Here is a 17199-nt window from a genome sequence, read left to right on the forward strand (position 1 = left end):
CACGGGGCGGCCAGGCGAAAGCGAGGTCGGACGCAAGGCCTCGGAGGGCGGCGCCGCGGGCAGGGCGCCGCCCTCCGAGACCGTGGCCGGATCAGCGCGTGCCCGCGTAGTACTGGCCCAGCGCCTCGATCTCGCTGTCGGTCAGCCGCTGCGCGAAGGCGCGCATCACGCCGACATCGTCGTTCTGCCGCGAACCGTTGCGAAAGGCGTTGATCTGGTCCGCGAAGTACTCCTTGGACTGGCCCGCCAAGCGCGGGAGCAACGGCCCTTCGCCGATGCCGCGCAGGCCGTGGCAATTGGCGCAGGCGGGCAGGGCGCGGCTGCCGTCGCCGGCCTGGTCGAGCTTGCGCGCCGCCTCGCCGCCGGCTTCGCCCACGTGCAGCGGCGGTCCCGCCAGGCTACCGTAATAGGCTGCCAACTGACCGATTTCCTGCTCGCTCAGGGCTTGCGCGATGGTGTTCATCAGCGGCTGCTTGCGCGTGCCCTGGCGGAAGTCCGCCAACTGCTTGGCGATGTACTCGGGCGTCAGGCCGGCGAGGTTGGGGAAGATGCCGCCGGTGGGCGTGATGCCGGCCTGGCCGTGGCAGGCGACACAGGCCTGCACGCCTGCCGCCGGCTTGCCCGCGGCGGCGAGCTGCTTGCCCTGTTCGGGGTCGGCGCCGCGAAGATAGCCCTCCCAGGCCGGACGCGATGCGCTGAAGTCCAGCGCGCTGCGCCCGGGCACGGGCGCGGCCGGCGAGGCCGCCGAGGGGGCGGGCGCAGCGGAGGACGCCGGCGCCGCCGTGGCCGGTGTGGCCGAGGCCGGCGGCGCGCCCGACGCCGCAGGCGCCGCGGGTTGAGCCGGCGCGGGCGGGGCCTGCACCGCGGAGGCGCGGATCGTGCCGTCGCCGCCGGTGCCGAACATCTGGTGCAGGGTGGCGACCAGTGTGACGGCGGGCACGCCCACCATCAGCGCCACCGCGATGAAGATGCCGTTGCGATGTTCGATCATGATGACACCAACCGTCCCGGCGAACGCAGGTAGTCCGCCTTGATTTTCTCGACGATCCAATAGGCAGTGGCGCCCACCGTGCCCGTGGGGTTGTAGCCCGAGTTCTGGGGAAACAGCGCCGCGCCCGTAACGAAGACATTGGGCACGTCCCAGGACTGGCCGTAGCGGTTGACCACGCTGGTGGCGGGATCGCTGCCCATGGCCGCGCCGCCGGTCAGGTGGGTCGACTGGTACACGGTGGCCGAGAACGGCCGCTTGCGCGGCCCCGGCTCGGTCTGCGTCACGCCTTTCATGGCGCGGCCGATCTCGTCGCCGCGTTCGGTCAGGAACGCCGACATGCGGATGTCGTTGTCGGGGAAGTCGTAGGTCACGCGCAGCAGCGGCAGGCCCCAGGCGTCCTTGTAGGTGGGGTCCAGGCTGAGGTAGCCGCCGCGCCACGGTTGGGCCGAGCCGGTAATGGTGATGTTGGCGGCGTGGTTGTAGTAGCGCTTGACAGCCTTCTTCCATTCGGCGCCCCAGCCCGGCGTGCCCTTTGGCGTGGGATGAAAGCCGATCGGCGCGCCGCTGACCACCTGGATTTGCAGGTAGCCGCCGCCGACGAAGCCGTGCGGGCCGTGATCGAAGTTGTCGGCGCTGAAGTCGTCCATGGTGACCGCCACGGCGCCGGCGCCCATGAACGGATTGATGTTCACGGACTCGTCGAAGAACAGGTTCACGCCGGACGTCGTCTGGTGCGTGTAGTTGCGGCCCACCACGCCCTTGTCGGTCACGGGGTCGTAGGGCTGGCCGATGCCGGACAGCAGCAGCAGGCGCACATTGTTGATGCCGAAGGCGCACAGCACCACGATCTCGGCCGGCTGGAAGATCTCGGCGCCGGCCGCGTCCACGTAGGTCACCCCGCGCGCGCGCTTCTTGTCCGGCGTCAGCTCGACCCGCAGCACATGCGCGCCGGTGCGGATCTCGAAGGTCGGCAACTTCATCGCCACCGGCAGGATACAGACCTGCGGCGAGGCCTTGGCGAAGTGCTCGCAGCCGAAGTTGGAACAGAAGCCGCAATACACACAGGCGCTCATGTGCAGGCCTTCGCTGTTCACATAGGGCCGGGTACAGAGCGCGGACGGCTGCACGTAGGGGTGATAGCCGAGCTTGCGCGCGGCCTCGCCGAACAGCGCCGGCGCATACGGCACCTTCATCGGCGGGTTGGGGTAGGGCCGCGAGCGCCACGGCTCGAACGGGTTGCCGCCTTCCTGCTTCTGGCCCTTGATGTTGCCAGCCTGGCCGGAGGCGCCGATCAGGTAGTCGAAGCGGTCGAAGTATGGCTCCAGTTCGTCGTAGGTCAGCGGCCAGTCCTGGCAGGTCAGCTCGGGATCGAAGATTTTGGCGCCGTAGCGCTCGGTGTAGTGGCTGCGCAGGCGGAAGTCGGTCGGATCGAAACGGTAGTACGCGCCCGACCAGTGGTTGCCGGCGCCGCCCAGGTGGGTGCCGGGGTAGGCGAACTGCCAGCGGCGCATCGGCAGCGCCTTCTGGTCGGTGTTGTTGCGGAAGGTGAAGGTTTCGGTGGCCGCGTTCTGGTGCAGCTCGTGGCGCCGCGTGTACTTGAGTTCGTCGTGGACGTAGGGGCCCTGGAAATCGGGCGAGGGCCAGCGCGCCTCGCCGCGTTCCAGCACCACCACGCGCTGGCCGGCCGCGGCCAGTTCCTTGCCGATGATGGCGCCGGTCCAGCCGCCGCCGACGATCGCCACATCCACCGCGGGGAGCGTCTTAGCCATGGCCATCTCCCGGTTTCATGGCGTGGGCGCGCGCATTGGCGATGGATACGGGCCGGCCGGCCCAGATCACGCCGTGGCGCTCGATGTCGTTGGAAAACGAGGCGTAGGCGCCGGGAAAGCCGACCAGCTTCCAGCCCACCATGTCGATATTGCCGCCATACAGCGGGTCGGAGAAGAATCCCTCGATGGTGGCGTCCAGCAGGGCCTGGAAGAACACGGCCGACGGCAATGGCGAAAAATCCGGCTTGCCGGCCTGCATGTCGTGCAGCCAGGCGTCCTGGCGCTGGGCGTCCAGTTCGGCGTAGGGCTTGCCATCCTGTTTGCGGGTGGCGGCGTCCAGCGCCGCCAGGCCGCGCCGGAACATCTCGGCGGGCGTGAACGACAACTGGTAGCCCTGCTCGGGCGTGCCGGCCTCGAACGGGCCCTGACGGTAGAACTGCTCGCCCGCGCCCCAGGCGCTTGCCAACTGGCCGTCGACGAACTGGGTCACGCCGGCTTCCTTGGCGCCGGGGCCGAGCTCGTCGGCCGGGATCAGGCGCGCGGCGATGGCGTCCATCGCCAGCGCTTCCTGGGCGTTGAAGAACTTGAGCGTGCGGTTGGGAGGAGCTGCGGCAGGGGCCGGCGTGGCCTCGGGCGCGGCGGCGGCATGGGGCGCCCAGACGGCGCCGGGCACGCCCACGGCCAGGGCCTTGAGCAGCCCGCGGCGTGCGGAAACAGGTTGGTCTTTCATTCATCGCTCCAGCGGCGGAGCCTGCGTCCGGCGAGGCTGGCCCCCGGCGCGCGGTCCGCGAGGCGACAACCTTCGGAGCGTTCGGCTCCCGAGTGAAAGGGATCCCGCGACAGCTTATATGTATGAGCATCGAGTTTGTCACTGATTCGATGACGGCGACACCCTCCCGATGCGGGTCGTCCCGGATTTTTCTCTCGCTTACATTTCAGCTAATATTCAGGTTCCTGAAAGAATGAGAGCACGGCGGAACACGCGGCCTGCGCTTGCCCGGCAAGCGAGGACGGTTTCGCCATCTATGACCGACGACCCGCCTCCTAGTATGGCGCCGCTCACGTGGCGGCGCCCGGTTTCCCCTCCCTGCCGACTTCCGGCGTCCGGCCCCGCACGGCCGGCTCCGCGCGATCTCGCCGCAGCGCCCACGCCCCGCATAGGCGGCCGCGCGCCGCCGGCCTGTCCGACACCGTCCGCGCCTTGCGCACGCGCGGCCCAGCTCCATTCTCTCCGAGTTCGCCCCTCGCCATGGCCCCGGCGTTGCCGGACCCGCGCGCTCGCCCGCTTCTGAGTCTTCTTGTGGAACGTTGATGATCTTTGACTGGATGTCCGACCCGACCGCCTGGCTTGGCCTGGCGACGCTGGTCATTCTTGAAATCGTGCTGGGTATCGATAACCTGGTGTTCATTGCCATCCTGGCCGACAAGCTGCCGCCGGCGCAGCGCAACCGCGCCCGCATGATCGGCCTGACGCTGGCCATGCTGATGCGTCTGGGCCTGTTGGCCAGCATCGCCTGGGTGGTGACCCTGACCGCGCCGCTGTTCACCGTGCTGGGCGCCGAGATCTCGGGGCGCGACCTGATCCTGATCCTGGGCGGCCTGTTCCTGCTTTTCAAGGGCACGATGGAGCTGCACGAGCGCGTCGAGGGCGGCAGCGGCCATGACAGCGGCCAGAAGGTGCAGCATGCGGTGTTCTGGCAGGTGATCCTGCAGATCGTGGTGCTGGACGCGGTGTTCTCGCTGGACTCGGTGATCACGGCGGTCGGCATGGTGCAGGACCTGAGCATCATGATGATCGCGGTGGTGGTGGCCATGGCCGTGATGATGCTGGCCAGCCGCCCGCTGATGGGCTTCGTGGCGCGTCACCCCACCGTGGTGATCCTGTGCCTGGGCCTGCTGTTGATGATCGGCTTCAGCCTGGTGGCCGAAGGCCTGGGCTTCCACGTGCCGAAGGGCTACCTGTACGCCGCGATCGGCTTCTCGATCCTGATCGAGCTGTGCAACCAGCTTGCGCGCCGCAACCGGGCCAAGGGCGCGCATGCCCTGGGCCGCCGCCAGCGCACCGCGCAGGCCGTGCTGCGGCTGTTGCGCGCCGGCCGCGGCGGCCAGGCGCCGCAACCGGCCGACGATGTGGTGGCGCTGGTGGACAGCGTCGGCGAGGAACCGGCGTTCGCGCCGGAGGAAAGCTCCATGATCGAACGGGTGCTGGCCATTGGCGCGCATGATGTGCGCGCGATCATGGTGGCGCGAGGCGACATGATCTGGCTGGATGTGGCCGACACGCCCGACGCGATCGTGCGCAAGTTCGCCTCGGGCCACTCGCGCCTGCCGCTGTGCGCCGGCGATCCGGCCAACGTGCTGGGCGTGCTGCACTTCAAGGACCTGCTGCCGCTGCTGCAGAACCCGGGTCCGATCGACCTGGTCGAGCTGGCGCGCGAGCCGCGCTACGTGATGGAAACCACGCCGGTGCTGAAGGTGCTGGAAGAACTGCGCGCCTCGCGCGACCACATGCTGATCGTGGTCGACGAGCACGGCGTGTGCGAAGGGCTGGTGACGCCGATGGACGTGCTGACCGCGGTGGCCGGCGAGCTGCCGGAAAATAGCGAGGCGCCGCCCGAAGCGCTGCAATTGTCGGATGGTTCCTGGCTGCTGGACGGGCGCCTGGCGCTGGCCGAAGCGGCGCGGGTGCTGGAGGCGGCGGAGCTGGCCGAGGGCGCCGACGACGCGACGCTGGCGGGCCGGCTGCTGCGTGCGGAAGGGCGGATTCCGGAAACCGGCGACGTGATCGCGTGGCGCGACTGGCGCTTCGAGATCACGCGCCGCGATGGACTGCGCATTGACCAGATCCATGCGCGCAGGGCGGCCGCGCCAGCCTGACGACGCGCCGCGGTATTTTCAATATGGGCGGGAATCCCCGAAAGGGGCATTCCCGCTTTGTTATCTGCGTTTCTTATTTGCGCCCCGCGCGCCCTGCGATTTGTTTCGATCGCGCCGTCCGGTAAAACCGATCGCACTATTGGTTAATTCATTACTACACGCCAAAACGGTTGCTCGGCACGCAACAGCAGCTCGGCAGCGACAGCGGTCCCACCGCCGACCGGCTGAATGGCTTCCGGGGCCGCGACTGGGCGCTGGGTCCGGTCCTCACCTATGACCGCAAGCTGGCCGACAAGCGCTCGCTGTCGCTCGGGTTGCGCTGGGTGCCGACCCTCAGCAGCACCAACCGCCTGGATAGCAGCAGCACCTTCATGGCATCGGCCACGCTGGTGTTCTGAAACGCGCCAACGCGCCGTGGTCCGGCGTCCGGCCAGGTCGCCGGACCGAGTCGTCGGGAGAGCCGTCTATGCGGAGTGTCTCGCGTGTGTTGGGATTGTGGCTGGTCTGCGGCGCCGCCGCAGCGCAGAAGTTCACCGATCCGGAGGACGGCGCGTTCGACATCAGCAACTACCTGCTGAATCCGCCGCGACGGGCGTGGACATCCAGCGCAATATGAAGCGCGCGCCGCCCAACGGGCTTTCGCGCACTTCGATGGTGCCTTTGTGGCTGGCTGCCACGCGCTTGACGATGGCCAGGCCCAGGCCGGCGCCGCCGGTGCCGCGGTCGCGGCTTTCGTCGAGCCGGATGAAGGGTTCGAAAATGCGCTCGCGATCGACAGGCGCGACGCCCGGGCCGTCGTCATCGACGATCAATTCGTAGCCGCCCGTCGGGCAGCTCGTCAGCGAGATTTCGATGCGCGCGCTGGCGTAACGCACGGCGTTCTGGACCAGGTTGAGCAGCGCCCGGCTCATGTAGCGCGGATGCAACTGCACATGCGCCGGCAGGCCGTCGCGCACGTGGCAATGCACGCCGCGCGCGTCGGCCTGGTGCGCCACCTGCGCCAGCGCTTCGCCGAGCCAGTCGCGCACGTCCACGGTTTCCTGCTTGACGACGTCGTCGGCGGGACGTTCCAGCCGCGCGTACACCAGCAGTTCGTCGACCATGGTTTCGAGCTCGCGGATATCGGTGCGCATGTCGTGCAGGATCTGTTCGCGCCGCGCCTGGAATTTCTCCTGGCCCAGCATGTCGACCTCGAACGACAGCCGAGCCAGCGGCGTGCGCAATTCATGCGAGACGGCGTTGGTCAGGCTGCGCTGATTCTCCACCAGCGCCGAAATGCGCTCGGCCATTTGATTGAAGCTCTCGCCGACATGGCGGATGCCGGAGAAATGCGACAGGCGCGCGCGTACGCCCAGGTCGCCCTGGCCCATGCGCAGGGTGGCGTTGCGCAGCGAATCCAGGTCGCGCCACACCGGCAGCGCCCACAGGAGCAGCAGCACGGCCGCCAGCACCATGCTCAGCGCCAGCCACGCGCCCCATGTGATCCACTTTTCCAGCGTGGGTTCGCCGGGCAGGCGCATCTCCAGCCATTGCCGCGGTTCGCCGGGCAGGGGAGCGAGATAGGTGTTGTATTCGTCGCGCATGATGAAGCCGCGCGTGGCCAGATCCTGCTTTTCCTGTTCGGTCGCTTCGATCCGTTCCGGTGTCACCAGCTTCAATTCCAGGCCATAGTGCGGGCGCAGGGAATCGCGGATGAAGGCGGCGCGTGATTCGGGCTCGATCGGATCGAGTTCTTTATGCAGCGCGTACATCTGGCCGCGCACGGCCTCGTACGACAGATCGGCGCTGATCGATTCGAGCAGATAACCCAGGCTGCGGTTGACTAATTGCGAGGCGGCAATGTAGGCGATGGCGGCGACCACGAAAATACGGATCGTGAACTTGAGCATTCTGGAATTCCTGTGGGCGCGGGCGCCGCACATTTGCCGCTCGACGCGTCTGGCCACCGCGGTGGGCCGGCGTATTCTACAGAGCGGATATCGGGCTATCCAACGGATTTTGTATGGAAATTGTGAAGCTTGATGCAGTACTCTGGCGGAACCGTGCCGCGCGAACGATTGAAACTGCCGCGCCGCCCGGCTATAAGCTTGAATCACGCCGCCGCGCGACCGGCCGGCGCCAACCGTTCCAGAGTGTCGAGCCCGATGCCGCCGCAACCCCCTTCCCACGATGAACGCGTCGCCAGTAAAGCGGTGGCCAGCGAGGCCGAGACGGCTGGAGGCGGAACCTGTGCGGAGGTCTTTTTCGCTTTTCTGCGGCTCGGCCTGACCGCCTTTGGCGGCCCGGTGGCGCACCTGGCCTATTTCCGCGAGGAATTCGTCGATCGCCGCCGTTGGCTCGACGATTATGCGTTTTCCGATCTGGTGGCGTTGTGCCAGTTTTTGCCGGGCCCGGCCAGCAGTCAGGTCGGCATGGCGCTGGGCCTGAAACGGGCCGGGTGGACGGGCATGCTGGCGGCCTGGCTTGCGTTCACGCTGCCGTCCGCGCTGGTAATGATCCTGCTGGGCCTGGGGCTGGCGCGTTTCGGCGGCCTGGCCAGCCTGCCGCTGGTGCATGACCTGAAGGTGGCGGCCGTGGCGGTGATCGCGCAGGCGGTGTGGGGCATGGGCCGCTCGCTCTGTCCGGACGCGCCGCGCGCCGGGTTGGCCATCGTCGCCGCGTTGATCGCCGTCGCGCTACCGACCACCCTGGGGCAGATCGGCGCCATCGTGCTGGGCGCGGCGGCCGGCGCCGTGTTGCTGCAGGTGCCGCCTCGGCCGCTGCTGGCGAACCGGGCCGAGAGCGTGTCGCGCAGCGCCGGTTATCTCTGCCTGTCGCTGTTCACGCTGTTGCTGGCGGGGTTGTCGCTATGGGCGTCACTGTCGGACGCGCCGCTGGCGACGCAATTGGCCGGGTTCTATCGCGCGGGCGCGCTGGTGTTCGGCGGCGGGCACGTGGTGCTGCCGTTGCTGGAGACGGCCGCGGTTGGCGGCGGCATGGTGTCCAGCGCGGATTTCCTGGCGGGCTATGGCGTGGCGCAGGCGCTGCCGGGGCCGCTGTTCACGTTCGCCGCTTTCCTGGGCGCGGTCTCGTCCGGTCCATTGCCGGGCTGGGCCGGCGGCCTGGCCATGCTGGTGGCAGTGTTCCTGCCCGGCGCGCTGCTGGTGGCCGCCGCCTTGCCTTTCTGGGAAGGCCTGCGGCGCCGACCCGGCGTGCGCAACATGGTCGCGGGCGTCAACGCGGCCGTGGTGGGCATCCTGCTGGCGGCGCTGTACGACCCGGTCTGGACCGGCGCGATCCGCTCCAAGGCGGATTTCGCGCTGGCGCTGGGCCTGTTCGGCCTGCTGGTGTATGCGCGCTGGTCGCCGCTGTGGGTGGTGCTGGCCGCCGCCGCGGGCGGCTGGGCGCTGGGCTGGCTGGCGTAGCGCCGCCGATCACGGGCGCCAGCGCGGCGCGCGCTTTTGCAGGAAGGCGTCGATGCCTTCGGCCGCGTCCTCTTCCATCATGTTGCGCGCCATGACTTCGGCGGCGTATTCGTAGGCCTCGGCCTGCGCCATCTGGCGCTGTGCGTAGAACATGCGCTTGCCGTGGCGGATCGCGGCGGGGCTCTTGGACGCGATCACGTCGGCCAGCGCCTGGACCCGCGCATCCAGCTCCGCGTCCGGCGCGACGTCGTTCAGCAGGCCCCAGTCGCACGCCTGCGCCGCGTCGATGAAGCGCGCGGTCACCAGCATTTCGAAGGCACGCTTGGTCGACACGTTGCGGCTCAGCGCCACCGCCGGCGTGGAACAGAACAGGCCGGCATTGATGCCGGAGACGGCGAAGCGCGCGCTGTCGGCGGCCACGGCCAGGTCGCAGCTCGCCACCAATTGGCAGCCCGCCGCGGTGGCCACCCCGCGGACCTTGGCGATGACCGGCACCGGCAGGGCCTGCAGGCCCTGCATGACGCCGCCGCACTTGCGGAACAGCGCCAGGTAGTAATCGAACGCGGGCTGGCTGCGCATTTCGCGCAGGTCGTGGCCGGCGCAGAACGCGCGGCCGGCCGATTCCAGGATCACGCAGCGCAGGCCGGGTTCACGGGCGAGCGCGTCGATGCGCGCGCGCAGCGCGTCCAGCAAGCCTTCGGACAACGCATTGAATTGCGCGGGCCGGTTCAACCGCAGCGTGGCGATGCCATCGCGCATCGTGTGCAACAGCAAGGGGTCCTGGGGTAGGGCATCGGCGGGCATGGCGTCTCCGAAAGGGGGGGCTGGCCTCCACGATAGCAGGCTGGCGCCGCCTGCGGACCGGCGCGACCCATGCGGGGCGATTGGCGGGGCCTAGCCGTCGATCGCGCCGGGCAGCCCGTTGGCGCCGCGGATCGCTTCGATCAGGCGGCTCAGCGCGGGCGCCAGTTGCCGCCGGCTGGGGTAGTACATGACCAGCGGCGCGCCCGCTGGCGACCACTCGTCCAGCACGCGCCGCAGGCGTCCGGCGCGCAGGTGCGGCTCCGCGCAGCGCTCCAGGCAATAGGCCAGGCCGATGCCGTCCAGCGCGGCGTCCAGCGCCATGTCGGTTTCGTTCACGATCAGCGCGCCGGGCACGTCGATGGCGTGCGCGCGCGGCGGCTGCCCGAGTTCCCAGCGGTACATGGTCTGGTCGCCGAGCCGCAGCCGGATGCAGGCGTGGCGCAACAGGTCCTCGGGCGTCCTGGGCGTGCCGTGGCGGCCGAGATAGGCGGGCGCGCCCACCACCACCCAGCGCAATGGCGGGGTCAGCGGCGTGCAGACCATGTCTTGCGGCACCGTGTCGCCGAAGCGAATGCCGGCGTCGAAGCCGGCCTTGACGATGTCGACCATGTTGTTGTCGACCACGACCTCGATCTTCACGCCGGGATAGTCGTCGAGGTAGCGAGCCAGCACCGGGCTGAGGAGCAGCCGCGAGGCATCGCGCGGCGCGTTGATGCGCAGGCCTCCCAGCGGGCCGCTGCGGTAGCGGTCCAGCTCCGACAGGGCGGCGCCGATCTCGCCGAAGCTCTGGTCCAGTTGCGCCGCCAAGCGGCTGCCGGCTTCGGTGGGCGCGACCGAGCGGGTGGTGCGGTTGAGCAGCTTGACGCCCAGGCGATCTTCCAGGTTGCGTAGCGCGTGGCTCAGGGCCGAGGTCGATACGCCCAGTTCGATGGCCGCCAGGCGGAAACTGCCGCGCCGGCAGATGGCCGCAAAGGCGCTGAGATCGGCCAGGTCGTGGCGGCTGTAGGACGGCATGAACAGCGGGGCGAAGATGAATAAATCGTTGAATCCGATTCAATAATACCTGACCTACACTCATCAACCCTTTTGTGTAGGAGAAGTCATGCTGGTCGAGACCATGCGTATTGAAGGCATCCCCACGCCTGTGTCGAGAATCGGCCTGGGCACGTGGGCGATCGGTGGCTGGATGGGGGGCGGCGCCGATGACCCGGCCTCGATCGCCACCCTGCGCGGCGCGGTCGAGCGCGGCATCAACCTGATCGACACCGCGCCGGTGTATGGCTTCGGCCATTCCGAGGAAATGGTGGGGCAGGCCCTGGCGGGCATGCGCGACCGGGCGGTCATCGCCACCAAGGGCGGCCTGGAATGGGCCGGCGAGGGCGTGCGGCGCAACTCCAGCCCGCAGCGGCTGCGGCGCGAGGTGGAGGATTCGCTGCGCCGCCTGCGCACCGACCGCATCGACCTGTATCAGATCCATTGGCCCGATCCGCTGGTGCCGATCGAGGACACGGCGCGCACGCTGGAAGCGTTGCAGCGCGAAGGCAAGATCCTGGCGGTGGGGGTGAGCAATTATTCGCCCGAGCAGATGGATGCGTTCCGCGCGGTGCTGCCGCTGGCGTCGGTGCAGCCGCCCTACAACCTGTTCGAGCGCGCCATCGAGCGCGACGTGCTGCCCTATGCGCGCGAGCACGGGCTGGCCGTGCTGGCCTATGGCGCCTTGTGCCGCGGCCTGCTGTCGGGTCGCATGACGGTGGACACCACCTTCGGCGCCGACGACCTGCGGGCGGCGGATCCGAAGTTCCGCCGGCCGCGTTTCGAGCAGTACGTGCGCGCCACCAAGGAACTGGAGGCCATGGCGCGGATCCGCTACGACAAGCCGGTGCTGGCCCTGGCGATCCGCTGGGTGCTGGACAGCGGCCCGACCATCGCCCTGTGGGGCGCGCGCCGTCCCGAACAACTGGACGGCGTGGACCAGGCCTGCGGCTGGCACCTGAGCGACGCCGACATGGCCGACATCGACGAACTGCTGGAAAAGAACGTCCTCGATCCGGTCGGCCCCGAGTTCATGGCGCCGCGCGCGCGGGAATAGGCGGCGCCCGCCGCGCCTCAGCCGGCCACCTGGCCGAGCAGCGCGCGCAGCCAGCCCAGGCCGGCGTCCGCGTCGGCGCGCTGGTGCCAGATCATCTCGAACGCCAGCGGCGCAATCGCGAATGGCGCCGGCCCCACGGCCAGGCCGGCCGGCGCCGGCGTCACCGAGCGCCGCGCCACCGTCAGCACCAGGTCGGTGCCGGCCAGCACGGCGGACGCCGCCGTCCAATGCGGCAGCCGCAGCGCCACGCGGCGCGACTGGCCGAGGCGGGCCAGCGCCGCGTCCACTTCCGCCGCGCGCTGGTCCTGGCTGGCGGCCGCCAGCACGTGCGGTCGCGCCAGGTAATCCTCCAATGTCGACGGCAGGCCAGCGGCGGCGTCGACGACGCAGACGAAGCGCTCTTCGAACAGCACCTCGCGCTGAATGTCGGCGGGGGTCTCGCCGAATACGGCCAGCGCCAGGTCGAGCTGGCCGTCGGCCACGCCCGCGATCATGCCGCTACGGCTGGCATAACTGATCTCCAGGTCGATACCCGGCGCGTCACGCCGCAGGCGCCGCATCAGCGGCGGCAGCAGCACGCTCGCGCCATAGTCGGACATCGCCAGGCGAAACGCCCGCCGGCTCGCCGCCGGCTCGAACACCGCGCCCGCCAACAGCCGACGCACCTGCGCCAGCACATCGCGCAGCGGCGCTTCGAGCGCCAGGGCGTGCGGCGTGGGCCGCAGGCCGCCACGGGTGCGATGGAACAGCGGGTCGCCCAGCAGCGTCCGCAGGCGGGCCAGCGCGTGGCTCATGGCGGGCTGGCTCATCGGCAGACGGGCGGCGGCGCGGGTCAGGTTGCGCTCGTGCAGCAACGCGTCCAGCACCACCAGCAGATTCAGGTCGATGGCCCGTAAATTATTCACTGGCTGCATATTGAATAGACAAATATCGAATTGGATTCAACGGTTGACGAATAAGAGAATAAAGCCAATCCCTCTTGAATCGGAGCAAACCTTGAATACCACGACCTTCTACGCCGTTCCCGCCGCCATGCTGGCGGGCGCGCTGGTGCCTATCCAGGCCGGCGCCAATGCCGCCCTGGGCCGTCACCTGGGGCATCCGCTGTGGGCCACCATGGTCTCGCTGGCCATCAGCGCCATCGCCGCGATGGCGGTGATGGCGGTTCTGCGCGTGCCGGCGCCGAGCTTTGCCGAGATCGGCCGGCTGCCGTGGTGGGGCTGGACCGGCGGGCTGGCCGGCGTGTTCTACATCACGGCGGCGCTGATGCTGGCGCCGCGCCTGGGCGCGGGCGCCTTCCTGGCGGCGGTGATCGCCGGCCAGATGCTGGCGGCGCTGCTGCTGGACCGCTATGCGTTGGTGGGCTTCGTCGGCAGCGCGCTCAATCCCGGCCGGCTGGCGGGCGCGGCCCTGATCGCCGCCGGCGCGCTGTTGATGCACCTGTCGAACGCGCCGCGCGCGGCGGCGTGAGCCACGCCGGACGGCGTGGGCCGGGCGCTCAGTGCGAAGACGCGGCGACGCGGCGGGCCATCACGCCCGACAGGCACAGCAGCGGCCCCACGATCACTACGCCGATCAGGCCCATCGCCGCTTGCGGGGCCACACCCTGGTCCAGCAGGGCGGTGGCGATGACAGCCGAGCCGCTCATCTGGAACAGCCCATAGACCGCGGCGGCGGTGCCGGCGCGATCGGCGAAGGGTTCCAGCGCCAGGCTCAGCGCCGAACCCAGCGCCAGCGAAAAGCCGACGGTGAGCACCGCCACCGGCAGCATGAAGATCCAAGCGGCCGCGGGCGCCCAGCGCCAGGCGGCCAGGTGCAGCAGCGCGGCCGCCAGCAGCGCCATCATGCCGACCCGCAGCATGGCATAGCGGCCGAAGCGCGCAATGAACACCGGCGCCAGGAAGAACGCCGCGATGTTGATGGCGGCGTTGCCGCCAAACCAGGCGGAAAACCCCAGCTCCGAATAGCCGAGCTGCTGCACCAGCACCACCGGCGCGGCCGACACGAACACCAGGATCATGGCCATGCCGGCCATGCCGAAAATGGCGAAGTAAAGGAAGCGGCCGCTGGCCGCAATGGGCGCGTAGCGGCGCAGGCTGTACAGGGGCGTGCCGCGCGCCGGCGCGGCCGCGCGGGTTTCGGTGAAACGCCACGCCAGCAGCGCGGCCAGCGCCAGTGCGAACAGCACCATGAAGACGAAGGTGCTGCGCCAGCCGGCATGCACCGCCAGCGCGCCGCCCAGCATCGGCGCCAGCGCCGGCACCGTGCACAATGCGCCGTTCAGATAGCTGTAGACACGCGCCCCGACCGCCGGGCTGAAGCGGTCGCGCACCGCCGCGAATGCCACCAGCGAAGCCGAGCACGCGCCCAAGCCCTGGATCACGCGGGCCGCGTAGAACAGCTCCAGCGTATTGGCCGCGGCGCCCAGCGCCGACCCGGCCAGGTAGGCCAGCGCGCCGCCCAGCGCCACCGGCCGGCGGCCGTAGCGGTCGGCCAGCGGGCCGATCAGGATCTGGCCGACGCCGACCGAGAAGATGAAGAGGGTGATGCTGGCCTGCAGCGCGCTGATCGATTGGCCGAAGCCGACGGCCATGGCGGGCAGGGAGGGCAGGTAGATGTCGATGCCCATCGGTGTCAGGGTGACCAGGCCCATCAGGAGGCCGATCAGCCACCGTTGGCTTCGCGCGGGTAATGCAGACTTCATTGGCGGACTCAGGGCGCACCGCGCGCCCGGGAAAACCTGACATTATCCACGACTGGCGACACGCGCCGCGCGTACCCGGCTGGCGTAGAATGATCCGCGCCATGCAGACCGCCACCCCGCCCGCCGCCCATCGTCCCCGCATCGTCATCCTTTATTGCACGCAGTGCCAATGGCTGCTGCGCGCCGGCTGGATGGCGCAGGAGCTGCTGTCCACGTTCTCCACCGACCTGGGCGAGGTGGTGCTGCAGCCCGGCACCGGCGGCATTTTCCAGATCACCTACGATGGCGAACTGGTTTGGGACCGCAAGCGCGACGGCGGTTTTCCGGAAGCCAAGGTGCTCAAGCAGCGGGTGCGCGACCGGCTCGATCCGGGCCGGCCGCTGGGCCATATCGATGGCCACGTCGTGGGGCCGGCGGCGCCGCCCGAGGCCTAGCGGGCCGTTGTCCGCCCGCGCGACGAGTCTTTCGCGCCAGGAAAAACAGCCGCCCGAGGGCGGCTGTGGGTCACACCGTCGAGGCCGGTCAGGCCGCCGTGCGGGCTTGTTCCAGTGCGGCTTGCGCCTTGTGCTTCTGCCTCACGGCCGACACCAGCAGCAACGCGATCAGCATCACGCAGGCCAGCACGAAGCCCAGGCTGATCGGGCGCGTCACGAAGATCGACAGGTCGCCGCGCGACAGCAGCAGGGCGCGGCGGAAATTCTCTTCCACCATCGGCCCGAGCACGAAGCCCAGCAGCAGCGGCGCCGGTTCGAAGCGCAGTCGGATCAGCGCATAGCCCGCCGCCCCGAACAAGGTCACCATGCCCACATCGAACAGGTTGTTGTTGGTGCTATAGACGCCGACGCAGACGAAGAACAGCGCCGCCGGGAACAGATAGCGGAACGGCACGGTCAACAGGCGCACCCACATGCCGATCAGCGGCAGGTTCAGCAGCAACAGCAGCACGTTGCCAACCCAGAAACTGGCGATCAGCCCCCAGAACATGTCGGCGTGCTCGACCATCATCTGCGGACCCGGCTGGATGCCGTGAATGATCAGCGCGCCCAGCATCAGCGCCATCACCGGGTCGCCCGGAATGCCCAGGCTCATGGTGGGGATGAAGCTGGTCTGGGTCGAGGCGCTGGTGGCGGCCTCGGGGCCGGCGATGCCCTCGATGGCGCCGCGACCGAAGCGGCGCGGCTCGCGCGCCACCTTCTTTTCCACCGCGTACGAGATGAACGAGGCGATGGTCGGGCCGGTGCCCGGCAGGATGCCGAAGGCCGCGCCGATGGCGGTGCCGCGCACCAGGGCGCCGCGCGACTGCTTGATGTCGCCGGCTTCGGGCCGCATCGACTTCATGCTGACCTTGGTGCTGGTGACCTTGGTGTCGCCGCCGATCTGGTTGATGTTCTTGAGGAAGTCGGCCACGCCGAACAGGCCCATCGCCAGCGCCACGATCTGCAGGCCGTCGCTCAGTTCGAGGATGCCGAAGTGAAAGCGCATGGTGCCGGTGTTGACGTCGGTGCCGATCACGCCCAGCAGCAGGCCGACCACCACCATCGCCACGCCCTTGATCGCCGAGCCCTTGGCCAGCGTGGCCCCGGCCAGCAGGCCCAGCATCATCATCGAGAAATACTCGGCCGGGCCGAACTTGAAGGCCACGTCGACCAGCAGCGGCGAGAACAGGATCATCGCCAGGATGCCGACGGACGCGCCGCAGAACGACGAGAACATCAGCATGAACAGCGCCGAGCCGGCCTTGCCGTTGCGCGCCAGCGGATTGCCGTCCAGGCAGGCCACGGCGTGCGAGGCGGTGCCCGGCAGGTTCAGCATGATCGAGGTGATGCCGCCACCGTACTGCGAGCCGTAGTAGATGCCCGACAGCATCACCAGCGCGGCGGTCGGGGTCATGGTGTAGGTCAGCGGCAACAGGATCGAGATGGCGGCCAGCACGCCCATGCCCGGCAGCACGCCGATCAGGTTGCCCATGAACACGCCGAACACGGCCCACAGCAGGTTGTCGAGCACGAACGCGACCGAAAAGCCATGCATCAGGTTATTGAGGATTTCCATCGATCAGCCCCAGCGGAACAGCGGAAACTGCAACTGCAGCGCCCACGAGAAAACGGCCACGCCGAGAATGGTCACCCCCACGGCCAGCAGCGCGGCGCTGCGCGGCGTGTGCTGGCGATCGCCCATGGCCGAGATGAAGACCAGCGCGAAGGTGGCGGGCACGAGGCCGCCATACTTGCCCAGCAGGATGAAGGTCAGGAGACCGCCGATGATGCACCCCCAGCCGCGCCACTCGGGCGGCGGGACCTCTTCGGCGTCCTCTTCCGTAATCATTGGCGAGTAGGCCATGCGCGCGATGATCAGTCCCAGCAGGACCAGCAGCACGCCGAGAATGGCGGGAAACAGGCCGGGGCCCATGCGGGCCAGGCTGCCCAGGGTGTACGTGGATGCCTGCGCGATGGCGCCCAGGCCGAGCACGATCATCGTGCCCGCGGCCCACGCCTCGCGCTTGATGACGCTGCGTCTTGATTGCATTGGATTCATTCCTCCCTTTGTTGTGGTTTTCATTC

General features: G+C 69.1%; 15 protein-coding genes and 1 pseudogene. 6 read left to right on the plus strand and 10 right to left on the minus strand.

What is annotated here, in order from left to right; genetic code table 11:
* Positions 1 to 91 precede the first annotated feature (91 nt).
* From AAID08_RS13820 to AAID08_RS13830, 3 genes are read right to left on the minus strand one after another with little or no spacing between them, the layout of a single operon-like run.
* Complete coding sequence (locus AAID08_RS13820; protein ID WP_395757750.1) at positions 92 to 991, minus strand: c-type cytochrome; 900 nt, start codon at positions 989 to 991, stop codon at positions 92 to 94.
* Entirely contained in the window at positions 988 to 2760 is a 1773-nt protein-coding gene (locus tag AAID08_RS13825) for a GMC family oxidoreductase (RefSeq protein ID WP_054502862.1), read from the minus strand. The genes AAID08_RS13820 and AAID08_RS13825 overlap by 4 nt, the downstream gene beginning before the upstream one ends.
* A complete protein-coding gene (locus AAID08_RS13830; protein WP_395757751.1) occupies positions 2753 to 3490 on the minus strand; it encodes a gluconate 2-dehydrogenase subunit 3 family protein in 738 nt (245 codons plus the stop codon). The genes AAID08_RS13825 and AAID08_RS13830 overlap by 8 nt, the downstream gene beginning before the upstream one ends.
* Positions 3491 to 4071: 581 nt before the next feature.
* Between AAID08_RS13830 and AAID08_RS13835 the strand changes: the two genes are divergently transcribed.
* Both AAID08_RS13835 and AAID08_RS13840 read left to right on the plus strand, forming a co-directional pair.
* Entirely contained in the window at positions 4072 to 5637 is a 1566-nt protein-coding gene (locus AAID08_RS13835; RefSeq protein ID WP_175190122.1) for a TerC family protein, read from the plus strand.
* 170 nt (positions 5638 to 5807) lie between these two features.
* Positions 5808 to 6035 (plus strand): annotated as a pseudogene (locus AAID08_RS13840) (transporter); the annotation flags it as partial.
* A 162-nt stretch (positions 6036 to 6197) separates the two neighbouring features.
* Here the strand turns inward: AAID08_RS13840 and AAID08_RS13845 are convergent.
* Positions 6198 to 7526: an ATP-binding protein gene (locus AAID08_RS13845; protein ID WP_175167845.1), complete on the minus strand. Its 1329-nt coding sequence runs from the start codon at positions 7524 to 7526 to the stop codon at positions 6198 to 6200.
* Positions 7527 to 7781: 255 nt separating this feature from the next.
* Here AAID08_RS13845 and chrA point away from each other — a divergent pair, with 255 nt between their 5' ends.
* Positions 7782 to 9041: a chromate efflux transporter gene (chrA, locus tag AAID08_RS13850; RefSeq protein WP_395757752.1), complete on the plus strand. Its 1260-nt coding sequence runs from the start codon at positions 7782 to 7784 to the stop codon at positions 9039 to 9041.
* Between the two features lie 9 nt (positions 9042 to 9050).
* Here chrA and AAID08_RS13855 read toward each other — a convergent pair whose 3' ends face one another.
* Both AAID08_RS13855 and AAID08_RS13860 read right to left on the minus strand, forming a co-directional pair.
* Positions 9051 to 9845 carry an enoyl-CoA hydratase gene (locus tag AAID08_RS13855; RefSeq protein ID WP_054502539.1) on the minus strand — a complete coding sequence of 265 codons (795 nt, stop codon included), beginning with the start codon at positions 9843 to 9845 and terminating at the stop codon, positions 9051 to 9053.
* Positions 9846 to 9935: 90 nt separating this feature from the next.
* Positions 9936 to 10859 (minus strand): LysR family transcriptional regulator, encoded by a 924-nt coding sequence (locus tag AAID08_RS13860; RefSeq protein ID WP_054502538.1) that lies wholly within the window; start codon positions 10857 to 10859, stop codon positions 9936 to 9938.
* An 88-nt stretch (positions 10860 to 10947) separates the two neighbouring features.
* Between AAID08_RS13860 and AAID08_RS13865 the strand changes: the two genes are divergently transcribed.
* Positions 10948 to 11934 carry an aldo/keto reductase gene (locus tag AAID08_RS13865; RefSeq protein WP_395757753.1) on the plus strand — a complete coding sequence of 329 codons (987 nt, stop codon included), beginning with the start codon at positions 10948 to 10950 and terminating at the stop codon, positions 11932 to 11934.
* A gap of 17 nt (positions 11935 to 11951) precedes the next feature.
* On the opposite strand, the gene AAID08_RS13870 is transcribed toward AAID08_RS13865, so the two are convergent.
* Positions 11952 to 12848: a LysR family transcriptional regulator gene (locus AAID08_RS13870; protein ID WP_244976930.1), complete on the minus strand. Its 897-nt coding sequence runs from the start codon at positions 12846 to 12848 to the stop codon at positions 11952 to 11954.
* Positions 12849 to 12930: 82 nt separating this feature from the next.
* Here AAID08_RS13870 and AAID08_RS13875 point away from each other — a divergent pair, with 82 nt between their 5' ends.
* A complete protein-coding gene (locus AAID08_RS13875; RefSeq protein ID WP_395757754.1) occupies positions 12931 to 13404 on the plus strand; it encodes a DMT family transporter in 474 nt (157 codons plus the stop codon).
* A 28-nt stretch (positions 13405 to 13432) separates the two neighbouring features.
* Here AAID08_RS13875 and AAID08_RS13880 read toward each other — a convergent pair whose 3' ends face one another.
* A complete protein-coding gene (locus AAID08_RS13880) occupies positions 13433 to 14638 on the minus strand; it encodes a multidrug effflux MFS transporter (protein WP_395757755.1) in 1206 nt (401 codons plus the stop codon).
* A 101-nt stretch (positions 14639 to 14739) separates the two neighbouring features.
* Here AAID08_RS13880 and AAID08_RS13885 point away from each other — a divergent pair, with 101 nt between their 5' ends.
* Positions 14740 to 15072, plus strand: coding sequence for a SelT/SelW/SelH family protein (locus AAID08_RS13885; protein WP_054502860.1), 333 nt, complete (start codon positions 14740 to 14742; stop codon positions 15070 to 15072).
* Positions 15073 to 15160: 88 nt separating this feature from the next.
* Here AAID08_RS13885 and AAID08_RS13890 read toward each other — a convergent pair whose 3' ends face one another.
* The gene (locus AAID08_RS13890) at positions 15161 to 16690 is read right to left on the minus strand and encodes a tripartite tricarboxylate transporter permease (RefSeq protein WP_395757756.1); all 1530 of its coding nucleotides are present in this window, start codon (positions 16688 to 16690) and stop codon (positions 15161 to 15163) included.
* A gap of 3 nt (positions 16691 to 16693) precedes the next feature.
* Positions 16694 to 17164, minus strand: a complete 471-nt coding sequence (locus tag AAID08_RS13895; protein ID WP_054502533.1) for a tripartite tricarboxylate transporter TctB family protein — start codon at positions 17162 to 17164, stop codon at positions 16694 to 16696.
* Positions 17165 to 17199 lie beyond the last annotated feature (35 nt).

This window comes from Achromobacter sp. EB05 (assembly GCF_044232075.1).
Taxonomy (GTDB): Bacteria; Pseudomonadota; Gammaproteobacteria; order Burkholderiales; family Burkholderiaceae_B; genus Achromobacter; species Achromobacter dolens.